We start from the raw sequence: 23,312 nt of genomic DNA, 5'->3' as shown, positions 1-23,312 counted from the left end.
AGATTAAAAATTATATTGCAAATTTAATTGAGGGAAATAGTAAGTTCTATATCCTACATTTATTTTATTGAGTTCAGCATTAACTTTGATATTTTTATTATAGCTATTTGCCGTGAGCGCCGCATCGATAGCACTAATTATATGATTCGTAAAAATAACAAGTACGGCTTTATATGCAACGTTATAGAAATCGTTGGCTTTACCTCGTTCTTTTGAATAGAAAATAAAATTTTCTGTCAGAGGGTCGCCATATTTATAAGGAGTATTTTCGTCGCCAAAGTCGTCCCAGCCTACATTAAACTGAGGATATTTACCGATCATTTCATAATATTGCTGGTCTCCATATGGGGCTAAGCGATGTGAATAGTAGCTGCCTAAAGCATTTTCCAATTTATTTAATTCTTTCCAATTGACTGTTCCGTCTGAATTAAACACAAAATAATTTCCTGGATCGACTGAAGGATTAATTTCACTTGCATGGGCAATAGTCCACTTAGCATAACGAGTTACGTCCCAATGTTGATCGGCAAAGTTCTGAAATTTTATCGTCTGGTCGTCGCCCTTTTTGTCATAAATCAATCCGACAGTAATTGCCGCAGCTTCCACTGCTACAAAAAGTGCACTCTTAAGATAGCTATTGGAATAAAATTGTCCCGCTCCAGGAAATGCAAAAGAAAGAAGCGCCGCTGTAAATGGAGCTTTCTTCTGATGATTATTGGATGCATCGTTGGTTAAATCAGCAGAAGTCTCTTTGAAAGAAATCTCTGAATCAAGATACAAGCTGCCGGTCAAGTTTGACTGCGCTCTTATTGAACTGGCAATAAGTAATATCAATAATACCTTTTTCATTTTCGTACCCAAATTAAAAATTAAAGTCGAACAAAATACCACCGTAAAAATTCCATTCTTTGCCGTAAGTTACATCTTCATTTAGAATAGTTCTTGTAAATCTGTCGAAAGAATATGCGGCATTTAAAAAGAAACTTGTCGGGAATAGGTAGAATGAATTCATCTTTATTCTAAGTTCTAAGCCGGCTCCTTTTTTAAAGTTATCCAGTTTAATACGATTGCCATGCCAGGCATTACCAAAATCTGCATAGAACGACATATAAATCTTATCTATATAAAGATGACCTAACCGTGTATCGATCTCCTTAAGAAGTGGGAACCGATATGTTAGATTTATCCATGCAACTTCATTACCGTTAACCGAATAAAACGGGTAACTTTTCATTCCGATCAAACCGCCAAGATAAAAATCGAAAAATTCCGGTACGTCTGGTCCTAGAATGCTACCAAAGCGCATTTGTGCTGTGAGCGTATGCTCCATATAGACCCGCATATACTCTTTCCAGTTTAATTCAATTCTGTGAAAATTGTAGTTTTTGTAGACCGGCTTCAATATGCCGTCGGCAACTTCATAAGTGCCGTCGGGATTATAGCGGTTAAATTCATAATCGTATTTAAGTTCAATTTTTCTACCTACTGGATTTATATCCGAGTCTTTTGTTGGAATAATACCTTCGTGACTGAATTTTAATTGGAAATCGTTGCCAATATAATACGTATCGTTTGTAGATGGATAGAGCAAACTTGTATTCGGAAATATAAATGCATCCAGTGTCGCGGTATAGCTGCTGAATACGTATCTAAACTCCAGCATATTCCCTGCCGTAATAATTTTATGCCGGGCAAAGAAATCGGCTTCGAATAAATTGTATGTGACGTCGGTACTCGTTCGCAGAGAAGTATCGAGCGAGTCGAAGATAATGTCCGTATTGGTTTTTCTACTAACACTATAAAGTTCGATACCCATTTCAGGTCTTAGTCCCAGGTTAAACAATAATGGAAGTTTATCCCTGTATTCAAAAGAGAGAAATAAATCGCGTTCGAATTTTTTATTTATAGCCCCACCGCCGAAAATGCTGAATCTGTTCAAATAATCGCTCGAAGCCGCATAAATACCTGGTTTTATTCTATCGGCAAAATTATTTGACGTAATATAGTTGTCGTAACGAATAAAAGGAATTATGCTGAAACGGGAAAAGTAGCCTGAATATTTAGAGGGTTTAACGTCGGGCAATTCATAATCGTTGTAGTTTTTTAGACGTTCTATATCGAATCGAACGAGATCGCCCTTCGGCTTATCCTTGTCCAATGGCGGATTACCGATCCAGACATATTTTTTATTGTCATCTACTTTAGCCTGACTTTCTTTATCGAGCAAGAATATTTTAAATCCATCAGAGGTGTAACCGGAATAAATAACATTCCCTTTTTTATCGACATCTGGTTGAAAGGCACCACCCACAACGTTTGAAATTCTTGTAGTTTTTTGAGTATTAAAATCATATCGATAGAGATTAAAGATGCCAGTAATATCAGAAGCAAAAATCAAATTACCTTCACTGTCAAAAACTGGATCACGGTTGTCGTGGCCATTTTGTATTAAAACACTATATCCGGTTCCATCTGTATCCACTCGGGCAATTTCTCTCGAATTTTTCAGAGAGTATCCAAATACAATATACGAATCGTCAGGTGAAAATTTAGGATTATAAACCTGTTCACCGTTATTAAAAAATGTCAGCTGTTTAAAATTCTTCCCGTCAATATCGACCGTACCGATATTGGATGTCCCATCTTTTTGAAAGACGAATACAATTTTAGATCCATCGTTGGATACACTGGGGTTGTTGGCTCTCAATCCGTACGTAAGCCTTGTCGATTCTTTATTGCTTATATCATAAACATACAGGTCATGAATATTATTCCAGCGGGGATTATCGTCGCTCAACTTTGCATAAATTATTTTGTCAGTACCGGGAATAAAAGCGACAGTAGAGCGCACCATAGGTATAAGCAATTTTTCTTCCTTAGTATTAAAATTGTACAAATAAACCGAAGAGACACCGAAATAGTCGCTGAATTTATTCGATACATAAACCATCTGAGAACCGTCTTCGGAAAAAGAAGGATAAAAATTTCCGAAACCAACTGGAGTAATTAAGTTACCTTCAATACGATTTTCTAATACATTTTTAATTCTTTCCTGGTAATCATTTCTAAGAAATGTGCTCCATTCCGTATAAAGTTGATTACCGGAAATATTGAGAGTTTGTTCAATGGCGGCATCAATAGTAAAATTTGCAAGTTCTCTCAAGCGATTGTTAATTTCAACTAATTTATCCTCGCCGTATTTTTGTGCGATATAACGAGTAAGAGCAAAACCGGCGTTATAAACAGATTCGTTGCCAAGACTTGTTTTTCCAAATACGCCCATTTGATTCCAGGAGAGCATATTTCCGTCGAGGGCATAACATCTAAGGATCATATCCCTGTGAGTATCCCAATTATCATAGTCAAATTCTTTGCGCATATATTGAGCAGTGCCTTCGGCAAACCAGGCAGGCACATTAACAGTGGCTATTGGATAAGAAGCTATAAAATTGGGGAAGCCGTATAAAATGTCGGGACGTCGTTTGTCTTCATAATTCATAAACTGAAGGTAAACGGCGGGTACTTTTCTTCCAACTTTCATTGCAGCTTGAATCTGAACCATGTGAGTAAATTCATGAGAGATAACGTTCCTCAACCAATTGTGCGAGCCGCGCAAATCGAAATCCAGTGCAGAAGCCCATATTTCAATTTTATTGTCGAAAAAATAGGTTGCGCCATTGGAATAATCGTCGATATCCTTAATTACAAAATGGACTTTTTCGGGTTCGTATCCGTATAATGACGTAATTGGTCCCCATACTTCTTCGGCTATCTTAAGTACTGTTCTAGCTGTTCTTTCGGCTTCTGTATGATAATGAACAAAAACATGCTCGCCTTTCAAAGTATACCAATCGTATTCGGGATTATACTCATTGAATTGGGCTATTAGAAGAAACGGGGTCAACAAAAAGAATATAAATATTCGCATAAGGCTTCTATTTGATGATTGCAATTTTGATTAGTTTAGTAGCTGTTTTATTTAACGAGGAAGCATTAATACGCGCGAAATAAACTCCACTCGGCACGTCGGAAACATCCCATCTTATTTCGTTATCAAATCCGCCTCGTCCGACACCACGAAGCTCTGTCACATAATCCCCAGCAGCATCAAAGATAATAACTTCGATTTCTGAATCTTCAGCCACAAAATACCTTATATACGTTTCGTTACCATACGCTGGATTTGGCCAATTGTAGGCTTTGCTCTCCGGGAAATATTCTGCACTTTCATTTCTTTCGGGCAATTGAATAGTATATGAATGATTTAGTCCACCAATTGAATGCCAGCCATTCGAAGGATTCTCAACAGCAATAAACCAGCTGTTTAAATAATTGTTTGAATCGATTGCAGCATAGATTATACCGGATTTAAAATCTGTGATGCTTTGACTATTTGTACGGAATAAAACAGGCGGGACTATTAAAGTCGCTCCCGTTGACAGCGGAAAATCACTCAACAACTCAGCGCTTGTAGCGTCCCATGCATAGAGATTGCCGTTAACAGAACTAGCTATTATATCCCAAACTTCATCATTGTTCAAATCAGTTGTTAATATGTAATCGTTTAATTTTTCTGTCACCGTTAGCGGAAAATTATCGTTTAAAATACCGTAACCGTTGTAGGACAAAATTTTATTGCTATCGGCTACAATTATCGAATATGTCCCCGCAATTTGATTTACTGAAATTGCAAAGTCTTTTATCTCAGCAGTTGTATTAATTGCAAAACTGTTACGGATGCCACCATCGGTTATTATATCAAATATATTATTGTCGTTTAAGACTATAAACTCGTCATTACCGTCCTGCCTTACTAATGTTATTAATTTTACCGGTTTACCACTTAATTTTATTACAGTGCTTTTCAAGCGATCGGGCAGTGAACCATTAATAAAAAATCCACCATCAGTAATCAAAGCAAATTCATTTTGTATGCTGTAAGCTGAAACCTGCACAATTTTACCGTATTCATTGAAATCAAATGTGTTATAACTACCTGTAAAATGCTCCACTCTCAACAATCGGGAAACATCAGTTCCCATTAAGGTATAAGAATTCAGTTCGTTGCATGAAATGGGAGTTACAACTCGCGAACCTTCGTTTTCAGAAAAATTAAAACTGGTTTGCGAAATAATTTGATCGAGGGTAGAATTCAATCTAACAGTGTTAAATTGTCTAATATTTGCTCCTAATATGAAAATATTCGAAGAGGAGCGAAATATCGAGGGATTGACTTCAGAAAATTCAGGGAACACTAATGTAAATTTCGATTCGATATTACGAATAAGCAAGTCTTGATTGTTAATGAGGAATATATAAGGGAGGTTATCGAGTCCTCCGACAAATTTATAATTGCCGTCCAGGCGAATATTTTCGAGTTTGATAAACTTATCGCTCCCGATCTTAAAGTCGAAAGTCATTACATTTCCAGGTGCTGAAAAATTATCGAGGGTAATAAACGATTTAGCACCGGAGTTAGAATTGCTGTTTGGTTTTGTATCGCTGCTGAATCGATTTTTATAAAAACGAGCTTTATTTCCATAGTACCATAAGTCTTCTTCGCCTGCGATGCCATATACTTCGCCGAGTACCGTATTGAACAATTCTCCGATATCCTGAATGCCGTCTGCCTCTTCTATATCGACGCCTTTGTTATACAAATCAGCATTAATTTTATTGTCAGCATATTTTTCGCTTATAATTTTTTCATCGACGTGCCAGATAACAATTCCGTTAGCAGGCACAGCCCAATCGAATTCGTCTACATCCACCACTACACCGTGTAGAGTGTCGGCGTTGTCGAATCTGAATCTGCCCGTGTCCTTTTGAGTATGAAACGTATAAACATTGTTACCAATTTTATAAGTAATTGTTATTCCGTCTTTATTAACATCGCGCTGACGATTTTCTACCAGGAAATATTCATGGTCGTTTATTGGAATTTTGACGATTACCGTGTCGCCTGCCGAAGCTGCAAGTTTTGCCGTAAGATGAACATTATTGATATTCGATTGCAATATAACCGGATCTACCCACCCCAGGAATATTTTTTCCCAGGGAGAAGGCTCCGGTGGGAACAAGCCGCTATAAGCAAAAATTGCATTCCCATCCATCAATCCAAATCGATCGATTGCCGTAACTCCCGTTTCGGTATTGAACAGGTCTGGTAATCCTAAATAACTTCCAATATTTGATACGATCAAACCGTTGATGGACATCTGGTAAAGATATTTTTTCCCGAAAGATTCAACTTCTTTCGATTCAGTTGAGGGAAGTATAATACTGTTACGTATCTTAAAATTTTTCTTAACAGGGAATCCGGAAAAATTTATGCCCAGATACTTTTGAAGGGTGTTAAATCCAAGAAATACAGAAGGCAAATCCCTTTCATAGCCGATCTTACCAGTGGGATAAAATGCAGCTCCAGCTCCGGCATGAAAAATTGTAAAGAGGTCGTATTGAGAAAAATCGATATCGGTATATATCGAATCGGCTAAAGTCCAGACTTCCTCAGTAAATTTTGCAAGTCCACTTAAATCGTCGGGATTGTTCAACGGTGGAGCATAGTTACGCATTGTTTGTGATACTGTAATAATGTCGGGCAGTACTGTATATTCGATATCCAATTGACCATTAGAAACTTTTTTAAAATAATTTTTAGCAAACTGGAGGTGATTTTCGAAATAAATGCGGTCGTGTGGTAAGGGATCAATTATAGTATCGCCGTAGTTTTGAGTATAAATCGAACCGAACTTACCATTTCCGTAAGTATATTCATCGTTGTCCTCCTGAAACTCGACCATAACAGCCAGAATCTTCAGTTTGCCAATAGCAACATTCCTGGTAGAAATCTGAGGTAATGAATGAGCTTTTGTGAATTTCTTTTCGCTTTTCGAAGCGGCAAATAAAAGGCCGGGAATCAATATTCCCAGCCAAAAAAATATTTTGAAAATTGATTTATTCATAATCGATTAAATGCCTCTGGGAAAACCTAATTGAGTTTGAGGTACGGCACCCCATCCAATAAAAATAGTGAAACGGAGCGTATTATTGAGCGGGTGATTTTCGCCTTCCTTAAACACGTCGGTAGTTAAATAACTGAAATCAAACCCATACATGTCGTATCTGATTCCGGCACCGATAGTGACGAATTTTCTATTTCCAAACGATGGGTCTTCATAAAAATAACCTGCTCTTAAAGCAAACATAAAATCTCCAGGTTGTCCGTACCAGTATTCAAGACCCATAGCGGTTGTAATATCTCTTATTTCCTCGCTCAATGGTTGGTCGCCCCATGCGGTAAAAATTGCTTCGTAAAAATCCTTCCTTTGTTTCGGAGTGGCGTTACTATCAACTTCCCCGCGAAATGCTTCGCCTTTGTCGACCAATAATTTGCTGAAATCAAGAGTCATAGTAATTGAGTTGAAGTCATCCTGATAGAGGCGGGTAGCAATTCCAAGTCTGAAATTTGTCGGGATTGGGTCGGCCTGTGCTTGATCGATGTAATAAATTTTTGGACCAATATTGCTGAGGTTCATACCGATGCTAAGACGATTGCTCATATCACCAATTAAAGGCAAATTCAGGTGTTCCGGACGCCACATTGCACCTACGTCGAAACTGACAGTTGTGGCAACGCCTTTACCCTGTTCGGCTTCAGTTGGCTTGTCCGCAAGACGACTATGGATAATTCTGAAGTTCAAGCCGAGTCCCCAGTCATTGCTCAATTTAGTTGCGTAACCGAGTGTAAGAGCGGCATCGAAAGATCTAAAAGTTCCGATTGGCTCGGGAGAATCTGAGCCTGTACGTACAATTTCTCCGTAGTTCATGTATGTTACGCTCGCTGTAATACTGCCATTTAAATCTTCAATATATTGACGATAAGTTGCATAGTCGTAAAATAAATCGAGATGGAATTGCGGTAGCCAGTTACTATGTGTAAAGCTGACTTCCGAACCAGTCAGGAATGCAATTCCAGCAGGGTTCCAGAAAATTGCTGCAGAATTGTCAGCCAATCCAGCGCCGGATTCACCAATACCGCCAGCTCTCGAATCGGGAGCTATTAAAAGGAAAGGCAATGCAGCTTCTCCCTGAGCTTTTATTTTTGAACTGATTCCAACCATCATTATCATAACCATCGGAATCAAAATTATTCTTTTCATTTTTTATACCTCCTTGAGTAATTAATTTTATCTTATTATCGACAACTTACCGAGTGCGCTCTTTTTGTAAGAACCGTCGGTAGTGTGGGCTACAATTTTATACAAATAAGTTCCATTTGCCAATGAATTCCCGTCCTCGTCCCTGCCATCCCAGTCAATTCGAACAAACCTGTCCATCACCGAGTATTCTTCAATTTCTTTTATCAATCTTCCTGATACGGTGTAGATTTTAATTTTTACGTCCAAAGCGCTATTTGCATTGTGCTGGAATGTAAAAGTGGTTGAGGACGAAAAAGGATTCGGATAATTATAAACATTTCTCAGATATAATTCATCGTTTTCGTTTACAACGGTAAAGAAGACTTCGGTTTCGGAAAAGTTATTAAATACATCCCAGGCTTTGATTTTAATATTATGTTCGCCTTCAGTAAGGGATGTAAATTTATACATAACCGCTCCCGATTTGCCGCCGGAATTCAAATCTCCAACGAAGTAATTCGTAAAATCGATGGCATTGTTTTCGTCTCCATCCAGTATCCCTTCGAGTTTATGACCAATGCCGGTTCCAGTCGTATTGAGACCGGTTTCATCAAATAATTTAATGATAAGTGTAAAATCGGAATTAACAAGATACGCATTGTCAAATTCCTCATTATCAAAATAAATTTCTATTTCTGGACCCTTACCGTCGTTAATTGCATTTGGATTTGTTCCTCCGACAATAACATTATTGGTGTAACCGACAGCATCATTATTTTCATTGAAAACATAAGCGGTGATCTTGCCGTTTTTATTTTCGTATGAAATGTCTTTGGGTACGATAAACTCTGTGCTGTATTTGCCATTTTCGACAGACGATCTGCCTCTGTATATCAAACCACCTGGCATCGTAACGGTATAACCTATTTCATCATAATAAACTTTCCTTTCGGAGTCGTAAACACTAATAATAGCTTCGCCGTTGAAATTGGTGGTAGAATTAGTGCCTACCGACCCTTTAATATTCACATTTCCGAGGGCATTAATTTGAACTGTTTTATTGACCGGTGTACCGTTAACCGAATCGATTCTGGCATTATCAGCAGGAATTTTTAGCCTGAGTGCTGGATCGCAAAACAGATGAAATTTCTCGTCGTTTATTGCCGTACGATTTTGTTTTGTGAGCATAAAAACATCGCCAATTCGTATTGGTTTTCCTTCAGTTGTACGTTTGAAAAGATGCGTATAAAAAGTGTCGTTTATTGCTGCGTTGGAAGTTGCATAAACAACGCGTGCAGCTGTAAAAATTCCAATTGCACCGCCATCAGGCATATTGACCATTAATTCAGTTGAGCTTTGTTCACTCAAATCGTCATACTTTCCGAAATCGCAGGTAGCGGCTGTGAGAAAGAAAAACTCTGAATTTTTTAGTTGGGGAATTGTCGTAGCTTTTTCGAAAACATATTCATGAGTCCATGTATTGGGATTTCCATGACCGATATAATTCACAAGCAAAGTACCGTTATTGAACGCATTGACGATAGCTTTGTTTACTTCCGGTTTTCTTCTTCCAAGTCCTGTAATAACTGTCGGATAAGCGACAAGATAAATTTTATTTAAATCGTATGCACTCGATATTTTTCTAAGGGTCAGTTCTTCCGACTGCCGCGTGTGGAGTGCTGCGTCGTCTCCTTCTGATGTGAGGCCATCATCCGCAATTAACGTTATCCGATAACGCCACGGTCCGGTAGATGATTCCTGTTCATATTTTTTTATTTTATCGACAACTGCCTCGGCGTCTGAGAGCGTTTGGACAGCCAATCTACCCGTAGCTAAATCTACAGCTTTGTCGATGCCGGAAACTCTGGCGTAGTAATCATCAGTCGAATATGAGTTAATTTCACTGAGCGATTCGATGGTTTGATAAGTGGGCACAAAGTTTTTGTCGATATCTTCAGGCACCACGTTTAAATAGTCATAATCTCCATCTCCAAAGAAAAGAACATAATGGGGCTTTGTCTGCCAATTGTCGTATGCATATTTAAGGAAACTACGTATAGAAGTAGGATCGAGCATACCTCCACTAAATTGATTCATAATATCGTCTACATAATAAATTGAAGTCGACAGAGGGTCAGGCGATTCCGAACTTCTATATGCAGCATACTTTTCTGCCTGCTCTTTGAAATATTTATTTGTAATCACTATCATTTGACTGCCAGCTGTATTACTCAAAATATCCGTCGGCGTAATTTGTGCTCCGTTTACAGGAGTTTTGAAAGCAGATGAATTTAACGCTATATATTTCGACACACTGTTTTTGTTTTCCAGTGATTGAAATCTTATCTCACCACCACTTATAAAAGCTCCAGTGATTATCTTAACGTTGTACGGATTGGTTAAATCGAAAGCCCAGAGATCGCTATTCGAAAAATCGGTTATTCTATACTCAACGGTTGCTGTAGTATCTTTAGAGAAAAATATCAGGTAATCCATCGTCGATTGCAGATACCTTTGATATTCAATTTCGAAATAATCGATATAGACGCTGGCTGTAGAAATATTTGTATTGATTGTGAATTTTAAATTACTACGGTTATCCGTTAATTGGTTCGAATAGGAAGCCATGCCGACACTCTGCATTCCGTATGTATAAGAATACCTGGCATTTAATGAAATTGAGCCAGAATAAATCAGCTGGTTACTCTCTCTTACGGTGTAATTAATAAAATCCGAAGAAGTATTAATAAGTCTGAATTTATAATTGATCTTTGTACCAGGTACCAGGCCGTACAAAGTATTCAAATAAATTCTTTCACGGCGCGTAGCGGAAAACACATCTCCAAAATAATCTCTTCCCGATGCAGCAATTTTAACACTGTCTTTATCACTAAAAACATAAGCAAGGGTTGTACTTTGTTTATAAGCGCTGGACGAATTTAACGAAGGTTTTTCTGGCATTCTTTTTCCTTTATTACCTCCAAAAGTAAGCCAGAAGTAATTTTTTCTCGTGAATGGATTTTTGACTCTCTGAATTGCATATCTACTCTTATCGTATTCCCAGGCTTGAATTCCTCTCGAATAAAACAAAATATAGTCACCGTCGTTGAAAACTCCATCTTCTTCGTCCTTGATGTATATTGCGTTTTCGTTGAAACCAATCGATTCGTCCTCAATATTTTCCGGTAGAGCGTAACCATTTAAGGAATAAATCTTAATTGTCCTGGGATCGACTTCAGCAATATTGATGCCCATCGATTCGAGAAAAGATTTATCTATTTTATAAATCCCTTCTTCATTGGCTTCGAAACGGAACCATTTACCTGACGAAAATATCGGAACATTTACTTTCGAAAGACGATTTTGTTTAATTCCCCAGTTTTTAGCAATTGACCAATTAAGCACTGAAAATTGTAAAATCGAATCTGCCACAAAAGTTTTTTCAACATTAGAGGAAAATAAACTAATTCGTACCCTCATTCTTTTAATTATATGCGTCTTGCCCGTTTCGGTATCAATGCGTACGGGATAAATTAAAAATGACTGGAATGGCAAATTCCTAATTAGTCCATACTCGCCGAATGTGATGTAATCACGTTTTCTTTGCTGCGGTAAAATATCTGGTGTTTTATCGAATGAATAAATTCCATCAATCTGGCTTTCTTCAACAAATAATATCTGAATTGTATTTCCCGTCTCGCTGTCAACACCGAGCTTGAATTCTCTAACGGGTAATTGTACCGAATCCGGAAAGTTTTCATTTTCAATATAAGTTCCCTCTATATCCAGTGTGACGTAATTTTTCCCATTATAAACGAAAAAGTTTGTGTCTTTTATATTTGGAACGTAGTCGAAAACAAACTCTGACTTAGTGGATTTGAGGATATGTATATCCTGGCCTGCTGCAATCGACGTGAATATTATGAGAAATATTACAGAGAATTTTGTTTTCATCAGATTACTTATTTTTTTAGATAGACATTAAAAATAAACAAAATTAAGGTAGCGGAAATTCTCTATAATATTTCTCCCTGATATTTTGGGAATCAAATTTATAGAAGATGGTATCAACTTGTCAAGTTTAAATCAAACATTTTCCATTTAAGAAAAAATAGCAGAGGGTTTTCACAGCCCAAGAATTTCTTTATTCTTTTTCATTGCATCGATACAAAATTGAATATGCTCGTCAAGTGGTATTCCTAATTCTTCTGCACCTTTTTTAATATCCTCCCTGTTTACGGTTCTGGCAAAAGCTTTGTCCTTCATTTTCTTCAATACAGACTTAACTTCTACTTCATCAATCGACTTCGATGGACGGACATAAGTAACGGCCGTAATAAATCCGGCAAGTTCGTCGCAGGCATACAAAGTCTTTTTCAAAAGATTATTTCTTTCGACGCCGGTATAATCAGCATGAGAAAGGATTGCATCGATAAATTCTTCCTCGAAACCGAGTTCTCTCAAAATTTCAGCACCTTTGAAAGGGTGTTCTTCTGCAGTTGGATATTTTTCGTAATCGAAATCGTGCAGCAATGCAACGTTACCCCAGTATTCGACGTCTTCTCCAAATTTTTCAGCATAAGCTCTTACACAGGATTCAACTGATAGAGCATGTTTTATGAGGCTTTCGCTTTTCGTATACTGTTTCAATAAATCAAAACAATAACTTCTATTTCTCATTTTATCGTTCATTTGACCACCTTATTTTTGTTTTTCGAAGGGCAATAATTTGATATAATGCATTCTTCGCATCGGGGACGACGGGCTATGCAAACTTTACGGCCGTGGTTCATTAAAAGGTGCGAAGAAACAATCCATAATTCTTCTGGCAATAATTCCTTCAGTTTAATTTCAATTTTCTTTGGGTCGTTTGTATTCACAAACCCGAGCAAATTAGACAATCTAATAACATGCGTATCGACTGCTATTGAAGGAATACCGAAAGCATTGCCGGCTACCACAGAGGCTGTTTTCCTTCCCACTCCCGGCAATTTCGTCAAAGCTTCAAAATCAACCGGCACTTTGCCCTCGTATTTTTCGATCAATTCCTTGCAACAGTTTTTAATACTTTTTGCCTTTTGCTTATAAAAGCCAGTTGAAAAGATATCCTTTTCGAGTTCTTCGTTATTAACCTTAAGATAGTCTTCCGGTCTTCTATACTTTTTAAATAATTTCTCAGTAACGATATTGACGCGTTCGTCTGTGCATTGAGCGGATAATATTGTTGCTATCAGAAGTTCAAAAGGGGATTTATAATTGAGAGCCGGTTTTGCATCAGGATATTCTTCTTTGAGAATCTGAAAAATTTTTCGGGCTCTTTTTTCTTCGGGATTCATCCTGTCCCATTTGGTATAAGATAGAGGAATTACGTTCTAGTTCGTTCAAAGTATTAGTAGCGCGTACGGGATTCGAACCCGTGGTCTCCGCCTTGAGAGGGCGGCGTCCTCGACCGCTAGACGAACGCGCCATTATTACGGCTCTAAAAATAAAATTTTTTTATATCTTTTGCCCTCCTTAAAATTAAATTTTACAAAACATCGATATATCGTTAAAAAATTAATATCTTTGCTTTCGCTCTTTTTAATAAATTATAGAAATTAAATGACAACAATTTGCCTTGATAATTGTATAAAGTGCGACTATTTTTATTTCAAACTGGGGGTTAAAAATCTACTTTGAGGAAAAAACTGACAAATAAAGAACTTCAGGCTATCGAAGAAATCAAAAGCAAGGGAAATATACCGCGTCATATTGCAATCATCATGGACGGTAATGGTCGATGGGCTAAAAAGAGAAATTTACCCAGAGTGGCCGGTCACAGAAAAGGAGTCGAAATTGTTCGAATTGTTGTAGAAGCCTGCGTAGCGCTCGGCGTGGATGTCCTTACACTCTATACTTTTTCAACAGAGAATTGGCGCCGTCCAAAGGACGAAGTTTCCACTTTGATGCGACTTATTGTTAAAAGCCTTCAAACTGAAACTGACGAACTAAATCAAAATAATATCCGTCTTACAACCATTGGTAACAAAAATATTTTACCGAACATAGTAAAAAACGAGCTCGACATTGCGATTGCCAAAACTGCCGGGAATACAAAAATGACTCTCAATCTCGCGCTTAGTTACAGTGGCAGATGGGAACTTGTTGAAGCTATTAAAACTATAATCGAGCACGTCGAAAGTGGAAAAGTAGACAAAAACAGTATTGACGAAAATCTTGTTTCTAATTTTTTAAATACTGCCGGTCTGCCCGACCCAGATTTGTTGATACGGAGCGGCGGCGAATTTCGAATTAGCAATTTTTTACTCTGGCAAATTGCTTATTCAGAAATTTTTATTTCCAATGTTCTCTGGCCAGATTTCAGATGCAAGCATTTGCTTGAAGCCATCGCCGATTATCAATCGAGAGAAAGAAGATTCGGTATGGTAAGCGAGCAAATTAAAAATAACGGTTTACTCAATATAAGTAGAAATAATAATGGCGATATCAAAAAAATTATTGAATTTTAGTCTCTTTATTCTGGCGATCACGTCGTCCTTAATTTATCCGCAGTATCAAAGAAACACTTATAAAATTTTAGGTATTACAGTCGAAGGAAGTAACACGGCAGACCCAAATACAATTATTGCAAGCAGCAATCTTAAAGTGGGCGATGATATTACAATCCCCGGTGATCAAACAAACAATGCAATCCAGAACTTATGGAAATTCGGCATTTTTGAAGATGTCCAGATAATAGCAGAAAAAAAGATAGAAAATGGAATCTTTCTGAAAATTATCGTAAAAGAATATCCGAGACTTGAACAGTTTGTATTTCGTGGTAACGACGAACTGAGTGAATCGGACATAAATAAAGTAATTACAATTGTCAGAGGGCAGACTCTCAAAGCGCAGGAAGTACAAAAGATTATTACAAAAATTTACGACCTCTACATCGACGAAGGGCATCTAAATGCAAAAATAAAACCACTCTATTTCCATTTTTTTGATGCTGATACTTCAGACGACGAAATTAAAATTACCTGGCAAAATAAAGATAATCCAGACGATTTTTACGAAACCACCTACGATAAAGAAAAAACTATTTCAATTAATTCAGTCGAAAGAATTAAACGCAGAGTACTTGTTGTTCTCGACATCGACGAAGGAGAAGAAGTTAAAGTACGCAGCATTGAATTTAACGGTAACGAAGCTTTCGACGACGACGATTTGATTAGTGAGTTTGAAGAAACTAAAATCAAAAAATGGTGGAAATTCTGGTCCTCGGGAAATTTTAAAAAGGAAGACTACGAAAAAGACAAAACTTTACTCACAAAATTCTACCAGAAAAACGGCTACCGCGATTTTGTCATACTCAAAGATTCAATCTATTATACAAACGATAAGCAGGACCTTCATATAGTAATCGATGTTTATGAAGGACCTCAGTATAAAATAAGAAATCTGGTCTGGGAAGGGAACACAGTTTATGACGATAATTTACTTTCGGCACGACTCGGTTTTCGTAAAGGCGATATTTTCGATTACGAAAAATTTAATACCAACTTACATTACAATGAAAAACAGACTGATGTATCGTCGCTTTATCAGGACAACGGTTATCTCGGTTTCAATCTTCAGGCAAAAGAAGTTAAAGTTGAACCCGATTCGATTGACATACTTATAACAGTCAACGAAGGCAACCGATTCAAAATCGGCAAGGTTGATATTCAGGGAAACGACAAAACAAAGGATAAAGTCATAAGGCGTGAATTATATACAATTCCCGGCAATTACTTCAGCCGCGCTTTAATTCTTCGTAGTCTTCAGCAACTGGCAAACCTGCAGTACTTCAATGCTGAAGAATTATACAAATCCGGTTTTGATTATCGACCGGTAAACGACAGTACGGTAAATTTAATTTACAAAGTACAGGAAAAATCGAGCGACTATTTGAATGCTTCTGTTGGTTATAGTGGCGCATTTGGATTCAGCGGTGCAATTGGTTTTACACTCACAAACTTTTCAATTACAGAACCGTTTCAGATGGGCGGTGGACAGATCCTGAATTTCAACTGGCAGTTTGGCGTGGGCAATTTTTATCGAACATTCACACTCGGTTTCACAGAACCCTGGCTAATGGACACTCCTACTTCTGTCGGCTTCGACCTTTACGATACACGTCAACGATATGTGTACGACATGCGACAGTCGGGTATTTCGTTTCGGGTTGGTAGACGCCTTACTTGGCCCGACGATTATTTCTATATTCAAGGCGGCTTTAAGTTTCAGTACAACAATACTATCGACGGAGCCAATATTTATCCCGAAGGGTTAACGAGACAATATACAGTGAGCACTATTTTATCTCGTACCGACATCGATAATCCAATTTTTCCATCACGCGGATCAAAATTTTCATTGAACCTGGAGCTTTCAGGCGGACCGATTCTACCTGGCAATGTCGATTATTATAGAGTGGAATTAAATACAGATTGGTATAAATCTTTATTTAATACTAACAGGATAGTTCTTTACAACGGAATGAGACTCGGTTACATCCACAATTTAGGAGATTATAAACATATAAATCCATTTGACTTTTATTATATGGGCGGCAGCGGAATGATAATAGCTACCATTCCATTGCGCGGATACGACGACAGAAGTCTCGGCGTTGTTAGCAGCGAGGGTAATATCATTGGAAGCCGTGTTATGTTTAAGAATACGCTCGAACTGAGAGCTGCCCTTGCACTCGAACCGATTCCTATTTATCTTTTGGCATTTGCTGAAGCAGGTAATGTATATTTCGACATCAAACAAACAAATTTATTTGATTTGAAACGCTCTGTAGGTATTGGTGCTCGTATACTAATTAATCCTATTGGTTTAATCGGTTTCGATTATGGTTATGGTTTCGACCGCAGAAGCGTTGACGGGAAAGATCCACAGTGGATTTTCCATTTTCAGTTTGGACAAGGTTTATAATTTATCAATAAATAAAATAATGAGGTTATCGTGAAAAAAGTATTATTACTCCTACTTCTATCAGCAGTTGTTGCATTCGGACAAAATCAGCCGTTTCAATTAAAAGTGGGATATGTTGATTCCGAAACAATTCTGGCTCAATATCCTGCGGCAATCAAGGCAAAAAGTGATTTAGAAGCATTGGTTGCAAAATGGAGACAACAGGTAGACAGTATGACCACAGACCTTCAGCAGGCTTATTCTGATTTCCAGAAACAAGCGCAAACTATGACTCCGGAAAAACAAAAAGAAGCTCAGCAAAAACTCGTTGAAAAAGATCAAAAAATACAACAATTCAGAGAACAAAAATTTTCTCAACCAAACGGTGAATATTTCGTACGTCAGGAACAGCTGATGGCTCCAGTTAAAGAAAAAGTATTCGAAGCAATTGAACAGATTGCAAAAGAAGAGGGAATGCACTATGTGCTCGACAAAGCGGGCGACGTTGTCGTTCTCTATGCTGACCCGCAGTTCGATATTACATTCAAAGTGCTTGATCTTCTTAAAAGAGGCAAAAAATAAAAGTTAAGGTTATGAAGAAAATATTATTATTAATACTTGCTTTCTCTTCGGTCTCTTTTGCACAACTGAAAATCGGTTATGTCGACAGTGAAGCAATTATGAGCCAGTTGCCCGAAGCTCAGGACGCCCAGAAAAAACTCGACGCCATAATTAAAGAATGGCAGGAAGAATTAAATAAATTGGAAAAAGACTGGAAAACCAAATATGAAGATTACGAAAAGCGGAAATTAATTCTTAGTGAACAAAAGCGCGTTGAAATCGAAAAAGAACTGGTCCAATTAGAAGAACAAATTTCCAAATTTCGGCAGGAAAAATTCGGCGTCAAAGGTGAACTCTTCCAGAAAAAAGAGGAACTCGACAAACCGATTTTAAATAGAATTTTCAATGCCATTGAAGAAGTGGCAAAAGAAAACGACTTCGACTTCATTTTCGACAAGAGCGGCGATATTATGTTTCTCTATGCAAAAGAAGAATACGACGTGACCAATCTCGTTTTAGAAAAATTAAAATGAAATACTATGAAAATAAAATTGAAAGAAGCCGCCGACTTTGTCGGCGGTACTGTTATCGGAAATCCGGAACTCGAAATCTACAACATTGCAAAAATTGAAGAAGCCGGCGAAGGCGATCTTACTTTTCTTTATCTTCCCGCATACGAAAAATTTCTCGAAACCACTAAGGCTTCGGCTGTAATTATCAGCCCGAAATTCAAAAAAACTCGCTCCGACTTAAGTTACATTGAAATTGATAATCCAAACGTTGCAATACAAAAAATAATTTCGACATTCTTAAAACCCACTATAAAGTTTCAGGGCATTGACTCTTCGGCTTCAGTTGACAAAACAGCAACACTTGGCAACAACGTTACACTCGGAAAAAATGTTGTAATTTCAGCTGGATGTAAAATTGGGGATAATTCAGTCATACTGCATAATACTGTAATAATGGAAAATTCTACAATAGGTAATAACTGTCTGATATATCCTAATGTTACCATTCGCGAGAATACTTCAATCGGCAATAACGTGATAATTCATTCAAATACATGTATCGGTTCCGATGGTTTCGGATACGTTATGAATCAAAAACACGAATACGAAAAAGTACCCCAAATTGGAAACGTCGTTATCGAAGACAATGTTGAAATTGGTTCTAATGTATCGATTGACCGGGCAGCAATCGGTTCTACTTTAATAAGAAGAGGAGTTAAAATCGACAATTTAGTTCAAATTGCTCACAACGTTCAAATCGACGAGCACACTGCAATTGCTGCACAGGCAGGAATTTCAGGCAGTACTAAAATAGGCAAACACTGTATGATTGCTGGACAATCCGGTTTTGTGGGACATATTGAAATTACTGATGGTGTAATAATTGGTGCTCAATCCGGTGTATCAAAGTCGATAAAAAAAGCGGGGAAATATAGAGGAACTCCGGCTCAGGAGATGTCCGAACAGCTCCATATGGAAGCCCACATGAGAAACCTGCCAAAGTATGCAGAAAAGATTAAGAAATTAGAAGAAAAAATTGCATTTTTGGAGAGTCAAATTTCAGAATTAAGGAAAGGTAATTAATGCTCGAACTCCAACGAACTATTGCAAAACCCGTTTCGCTTTCGGGAACGGGACTTCATACAGGCACTTCATGTACAATTACTTTCAAACCTGCACCAGATAATCATGGAATTAAATTTGTAAGAGTAGACCTTGGCGGCAACCCAGAAATTCCAGCCACCGTCGATTATGTAGTTGACCTTTCCAGAGGTACTACATTGGCAGTTGGCGAAGCAAGAGTGCACACTGTCGAACATGTACTGGCTGCAATTGTTGGTCTCCAAATCGACAATATAATTATAGAAATTGACGGTATTGAACCACCTGTTGGCGACGGAAGTGCAATGCCGTTCGTAGAAAAATTGCTCGAAGCCGGGTTTGTCACTCAAGAGACTCCAAAAGATTATCTGGTTATTGACCAGGAAGTTATGTATCATGACGAAGAGAACCAGATTGATATTGTTGCCCTGCCACTAAATGATTATCGTATAACAATTATGGTGGACTATCAGAATCCTGCGCTCGGCAGTCAGCACACTGGATTGTTTAATCTCGAAAAAGAATTTGTCAAGGAATTTGCACCGGCACGTACATTCTGTTTTTTAAGTGAAGTTGAAATGTTAGCCGACCAGGGATTGATCAAAGGTGGTAACATCGATAATGCGGTTGTAATTGTAGATCATGAACTCAACGAAGAAGGTCTCAATAGATTGAAACAAAAACTTAAACTTCCCCCTGATGTATCTGTAACACACGAAGGTTTTTTATCCCACAATAAATTACGTTTCAAGAACGAACCTGTACGACACAAACTCCTCGACATGATAGGTGATCTGGCATTAATCGGCGCCCCGATAAAAGCTCAGATACTCGCAGCTCGCCCCGGTCACAGAGCAAATGTTGAATTTGCAAAAAAAATACGTGCTCTTTATCAACAGAAAAAACTTGTTAAAAAATATCAGTTCGTAAAAAAGGAAGGCGTGGTATTCGATGCCAATGCAATTCAAAGAATTCTTCCACACCGCTATCCATTCCTGCTGGTTGATAAAATCATCGACCTCGAACTCGACAAAAGAGTCGTTGGTGTAAAATCGGTAACTATTAACGAGCCATTCTTCCAGGGTCACTTCCCGGGGCAACCAATCATGCCAGGAGTTTTGATTGTTGAGGCGATGGCGCAGGTTAGCGGTATCATGATACTCAATTCTTTTATTGATCCCGACAAACATCTTGTTTATTTCATGAGCATTAATAACGCAAAGTTCAGAAAACCGGTTGTCCCTGGTGATCAATTAGTTATGGAAGCCGAATTGATATCTAAGAAATCAAAATACTTTTCAATTAAAGCAGCTGCCTACGTCGACGGCACTCTTGTTGCCGAAGCCGAATTTATGGGAGCTATTATCGACAAAGAAAATAAAAAACAAGACTTATAAATTATGTCAGCCACCATCCATCCTACTGCAATTGTAAGCCCAAAAGCAAAAATTGGCAAGAATGTTACAATCGGTCCTTATGCCATAGTTGAAGACGACGTGGTAATTGGTGACGACTCAACTATTGGACAGCATGCGTGTGTTTATAACGGCGCAAGAATCGGTAACAGGGTTAAAATATTTCAAGGAGCGTCGGTCTCCAATTTACCGCAGGATTTGAAATACAACGGAGAAGAAACATATCTAATTATTGGGGACGATACTGTTGTGCGAGAATTTGTAACACTTCACAAAGGAACAACAGCCACTGGCAAAACGGTTATTGGTCAAAATTGTTTATTGATGGCATACACACACGTTGCTCACGACTGTACAATTGGCAGCAAGGTGATTTGTTCAAACGGAGTTCAAATAGCGGGCCATGTAACCATCGAAGATAATGTTATAATCGGTGGATTGAGTGCAATTCATCAGTTCAGTAAGGTTGGTCAGCACGCTATGGTTGGCGGGGGTTCGATGGTCAATATGGATGTTCCGCCGTTTGTAATGACCAGCGGCTACCCAGCACGTTACATGGGTTTGAATGTTGTTGGACTTCGTAGAAGAAATTTTTCGAACGAGTCAATCAATGCAATTAAGGAAGCTTACAGAATACTTTATCTTTCCGGGCTTACATTTCGTAATGCTCTGGATAAACTGAAATCTAATTTTCAATCCAATGAATACGTAGCCTCGATCATCAGATTTATCGAAAATTCCGAACGCGGAATATTGCGAAAATGAAATGGCATCTGATTGAATACAGCGTTCAATCGGGTCGAGAAAATATGGACATTGATCTTTCACTCGCCCGTTCATGCCGCCCTGACGAAGCATTTTTCAGGCTTTACGGTTGGAACCCTTACTGCATATCGCTCGGCGCCAATCAAAAATTTGAAGATATCGATTTGGAAAAAGCATCTAAAGAATCGATCGATATTGTGCGAAGACCTACAGGCGGCCGAGCAATTTTACATGCCGAAGAAATAACATATTCTGTTATAATTCCTTATTCTAATGAATTGACTCCAAAGAAAATTTACAAAGCCGTTTCACTTGCGCTGATAGAAGGATTAAAATTATACGATCCTGTTTTCGATGAACTTTCGCTCGAAGATGAAAGTCCCCACTTCCCTTCCCTGCTTCAACAGCCCGAAGGCGTTCTCTGTTTTGGCAGTACTGCAAAAAACGAAATTAAATTCCGCGGAAAAAAAATTGTTGGAAGTGCACAACGTAAATTGGATAAGGTAATTTTACAACACGGCTCCATTTTGTGTGGAAAATTCCATCGTCGACTTCCTGAATTTATTGCAGTTGACGAATCGACACGAACCGCTTTACGTCAAGAAATGAATTCAAAGACAATCGAAATCGAATCGATTACAAATGCTAAAACTGATTACTACAAATTAATAGGATGTCTAAAAGAAGGTTTTGCTAAATTCTGGGATATTAAATTTGACTCGGTAAAAAATTATAAAAGTGAGTTTTCATTCCAGCAGTCATAATATTATTTTTCCATTCAAAATTTTTGTAAATTCAAAGCACTTATGAAAAAAATAATTTTTTACTTTCTGTTTTTTGCTTCGTTGCTTGTTGCACAATCTGAAAGCAACAACTTCGATTTTTTTTTAAAAGGAACTAACATTACAGACATTCATAAAGATGGTAATGATTTGTGGGTTACTACAAATGGAAGTGGTATTTTCTTATATAGAAACGATCGATGGGAACATTTTGCAACTTCGAAGGGAAACATTCAGCACGATTATTTTTTCTGCATAACTTCAAATAAAGATTATGTTTGGGCTGGCTCAATAGATGGATTATTCACATACGACAAAAAAAGGAAAAGCTGGTCGAAAAGAAAATTCGGATTGGGTGGACAGTTAGCTAACTGGATTCGTTCCATCGAATATGACCGGTATGAAAACGTTGTCTGGATCGGCAGATTTAAATATCTAACAAAGTACGATCTAAAAACTCGTAGATATATAGATTACGACTTGACAGTTGGCGGCAATAACCAATCCAACACAATTAAGACTATCAAGGTCGAAGGTGATTCGCTGGTATGGTTCGGAACCGAAGCCGGCCTGCACAGATACGACAAATCGAAGGAACTGACTGACCCCTCGGCAATTATATTTTTCGACAACAAGCTTAATTACTTCAACGGCGAAGGAGAACAAATCTCAATTTCATCTATCCTTTCAGAACGAAATTATTTATGGATAGGACTCGATGAATTTATCACCGAAGAACGCCCTGAATTCAATACCGGCGGATTATTCAGATACGATAGAATCAATGACTGGTTACGTTTTGACGTCACGAACGGACTTACAGGAAATGGCATATACGACCTTACACTTATTGGGAATTACATCTGCGCTTCGCTATATCAATTTGGCGTTCAGACAAAAGAACCTTATGGCAGAGGACTTGTATTGATTAATAGATTAAACAATCAGATCATTCCCGTTCGGGACAGCAGGATACCCTCCACAATAAATAAACTTTTTTTCGATGGCAGCTATCTATGGCTCGGAACCAGTGACGGTCTAATCCGTATCAATTTCAAAAACGAATTTGCACAATGGAAATAGGAGCTT

The 23,312-nt window shown here is 38.0% G+C and carries 16 protein-coding genes and 1 tRNA gene; 9 read left to right on the top strand and 8 right to left on the bottom strand.

The window, feature by feature from the left end; translation table 11 throughout:
- Nucleotides 1–3 precede the first annotated feature (3 nt).
- The 8 genes from ACSSV9_RS07395 to ACSSV9_RS07360 form a co-directional block, all read right to left on the bottom strand.
- Nucleotides 4–849, bottom strand: a complete 846-nt coding sequence (locus ACSSV9_RS07395) for a hypothetical protein (RefSeq protein ID WP_437346604.1) — start codon at nt 847–849, stop codon at nt 4–6.
- A 13-nt stretch (nt 850–862) separates the two neighbouring features.
- Complete coding sequence (locus tag ACSSV9_RS07390) at nt 863–3,928, bottom strand: TolB family protein (RefSeq protein ID WP_437346603.1); 3,066 nt, start codon at nt 3,926–3,928, stop codon at nt 863–865.
- Between the two features lie 7 nt (nt 3,929–3,935).
- Complete coding sequence (locus ACSSV9_RS07385) at nt 3,936–6,965, bottom strand: T9SS-dependent M6-like inactivated metalloprotease (RefSeq protein ID WP_437346602.1); 3,030 nt, start codon at nt 6,963–6,965, stop codon at nt 3,936–3,938.
- A 6-nt stretch (nt 6,966–6,971) separates the two neighbouring features.
- Nucleotides 6,972–8,162 (bottom strand): type IX secretion system outer membrane channel protein PorV, encoded by a 1,191-nt coding sequence (gene porV, locus ACSSV9_RS07380; RefSeq protein WP_437346601.1) that lies wholly within the window; start codon nt 8,160–8,162, stop codon nt 6,972–6,974.
- A 27-nt stretch (nt 8,163–8,189) separates the two neighbouring features.
- Nucleotides 8,190–12,095 carry a type IX secretion system sortase PorU gene (porU, locus tag ACSSV9_RS07375; protein WP_437346600.1) on the bottom strand — a complete coding sequence of 1,302 codons (3,906 nt, stop codon included), beginning with the start codon at nt 12,093–12,095 and terminating at the stop codon, nt 8,190–8,192.
- 171 nt (nt 12,096–12,266) lie between these two features.
- Nucleotides 12,267–12,833 (bottom strand): HDIG domain-containing metalloprotein, encoded by a 567-nt coding sequence (locus tag ACSSV9_RS07370; RefSeq protein ID WP_437346599.1) that lies wholly within the window; start codon nt 12,831–12,833, stop codon nt 12,267–12,269.
- Nucleotides 12,830–13,477, bottom strand: a complete 648-nt coding sequence (gene nth, locus ACSSV9_RS07365) for an endonuclease III (protein ID WP_437346598.1) — start codon at nt 13,475–13,477, stop codon at nt 12,830–12,832. Before nth ends, ACSSV9_RS07370 begins: the two co-directional genes overlap by 4 nt.
- Nucleotides 13,478–13,534: 57 nt before the next feature.
- Nucleotides 13,535–13,608: transfer RNA gene (locus ACSSV9_RS07360), tRNA-Glu, on the bottom strand.
- Between the two features lie 208 nt (nt 13,609–13,816).
- On the opposite strand from ACSSV9_RS07360, the gene uppS reads away from it, so the two are divergent.
- The 9 genes from uppS to ACSSV9_RS07315 are packed head-to-tail and all read left to right on the top strand — an operon-like array spanning nt 13,817 to nt 23,306.
- Nucleotides 13,817–14,650, top strand: a complete 834-nt coding sequence (gene uppS / locus ACSSV9_RS07355) for an undecaprenyl pyrophosphate synthase (RefSeq protein WP_437346597.1) — start codon at nt 13,817–13,819, stop codon at nt 14,648–14,650.
- Complete coding sequence (gene bamA / locus ACSSV9_RS07350) at nt 14,619–17,108, top strand: outer membrane protein assembly factor BamA (protein WP_437346596.1); 2,490 nt, start codon at nt 14,619–14,621, stop codon at nt 17,106–17,108. Before uppS ends, bamA begins: the two co-directional genes overlap by 32 nt.
- 30 nt (nt 17,109–17,138) lie before the next feature.
- Nucleotides 17,139–17,669, top strand: a complete 531-nt coding sequence (locus tag ACSSV9_RS07345; RefSeq protein ID WP_437346595.1) for an OmpH/Skp family outer membrane protein — start codon at nt 17,139–17,141, stop codon at nt 17,667–17,669.
- Between the two features lie 11 nt (nt 17,670–17,680).
- A complete protein-coding gene (locus ACSSV9_RS07340; protein ID WP_437346594.1) occupies nt 17,681–18,181 on the top strand; it encodes an OmpH/Skp family outer membrane protein in 501 nt (166 codons plus the stop codon).
- A 6-nt stretch (nt 18,182–18,187) separates the two neighbouring features.
- Entirely contained in the window at nt 18,188–19,243 is a 1,056-nt protein-coding gene (lpxD, locus tag ACSSV9_RS07335) for a UDP-3-O-(3-hydroxymyristoyl)glucosamine N-acyltransferase (protein ID WP_437346593.1), read from the top strand.
- Nucleotides 19,243–20,658: a bifunctional UDP-3-O-[3-hydroxymyristoyl] N-acetylglucosamine deacetylase/3-hydroxyacyl-ACP dehydratase gene (locus ACSSV9_RS07330; RefSeq protein WP_437346592.1), complete on the top strand. Its 1,416-nt coding sequence runs from the start codon at nt 19,243–19,245 to the stop codon at nt 20,656–20,658. The genes lpxD and ACSSV9_RS07330 overlap by 1 nt, the downstream gene beginning before the upstream one ends.
- Before the next feature lie 3 nt (nt 20,659–20,661).
- On the top strand, nt 20,662–21,441 hold the full coding sequence (lpxA, locus tag ACSSV9_RS07325) for an acyl-ACP--UDP-N-acetylglucosamine O-acyltransferase (RefSeq protein ID WP_437346591.1): 780 nt from the start codon (nt 20,662–20,664) through the stop codon (nt 21,439–21,441).
- On the top strand, nt 21,438–22,205 hold the full coding sequence (locus ACSSV9_RS07320; RefSeq protein ID WP_437346590.1) for a lipoate--protein ligase family protein: 768 nt from the start codon (nt 21,438–21,440) through the stop codon (nt 22,203–22,205). The genes lpxA and ACSSV9_RS07320 overlap by 4 nt, the downstream gene beginning before the upstream one ends.
- Before the next feature lie 42 nt (nt 22,206–22,247).
- A complete protein-coding gene (locus ACSSV9_RS07315) occupies nt 22,248–23,306 on the top strand; it encodes a ligand-binding sensor domain-containing protein (RefSeq protein ID WP_437346589.1) in 1,059 nt (352 codons plus the stop codon).
- Nucleotides 23,307–23,312: the final 6 nt, after the last annotated feature.

Source organism: Melioribacter sulfuriphilus, assembly GCF_051488685.1.
Classification (GTDB): Bacteria; Bacteroidota; Ignavibacteria; order Ignavibacteriales; family Melioribacteraceae; genus Melioribacter.
The sequence above is the reverse complement of the archived record's forward strand: the minus strand, read 5'-3'. Positions and strand labels throughout refer to the sequence as shown.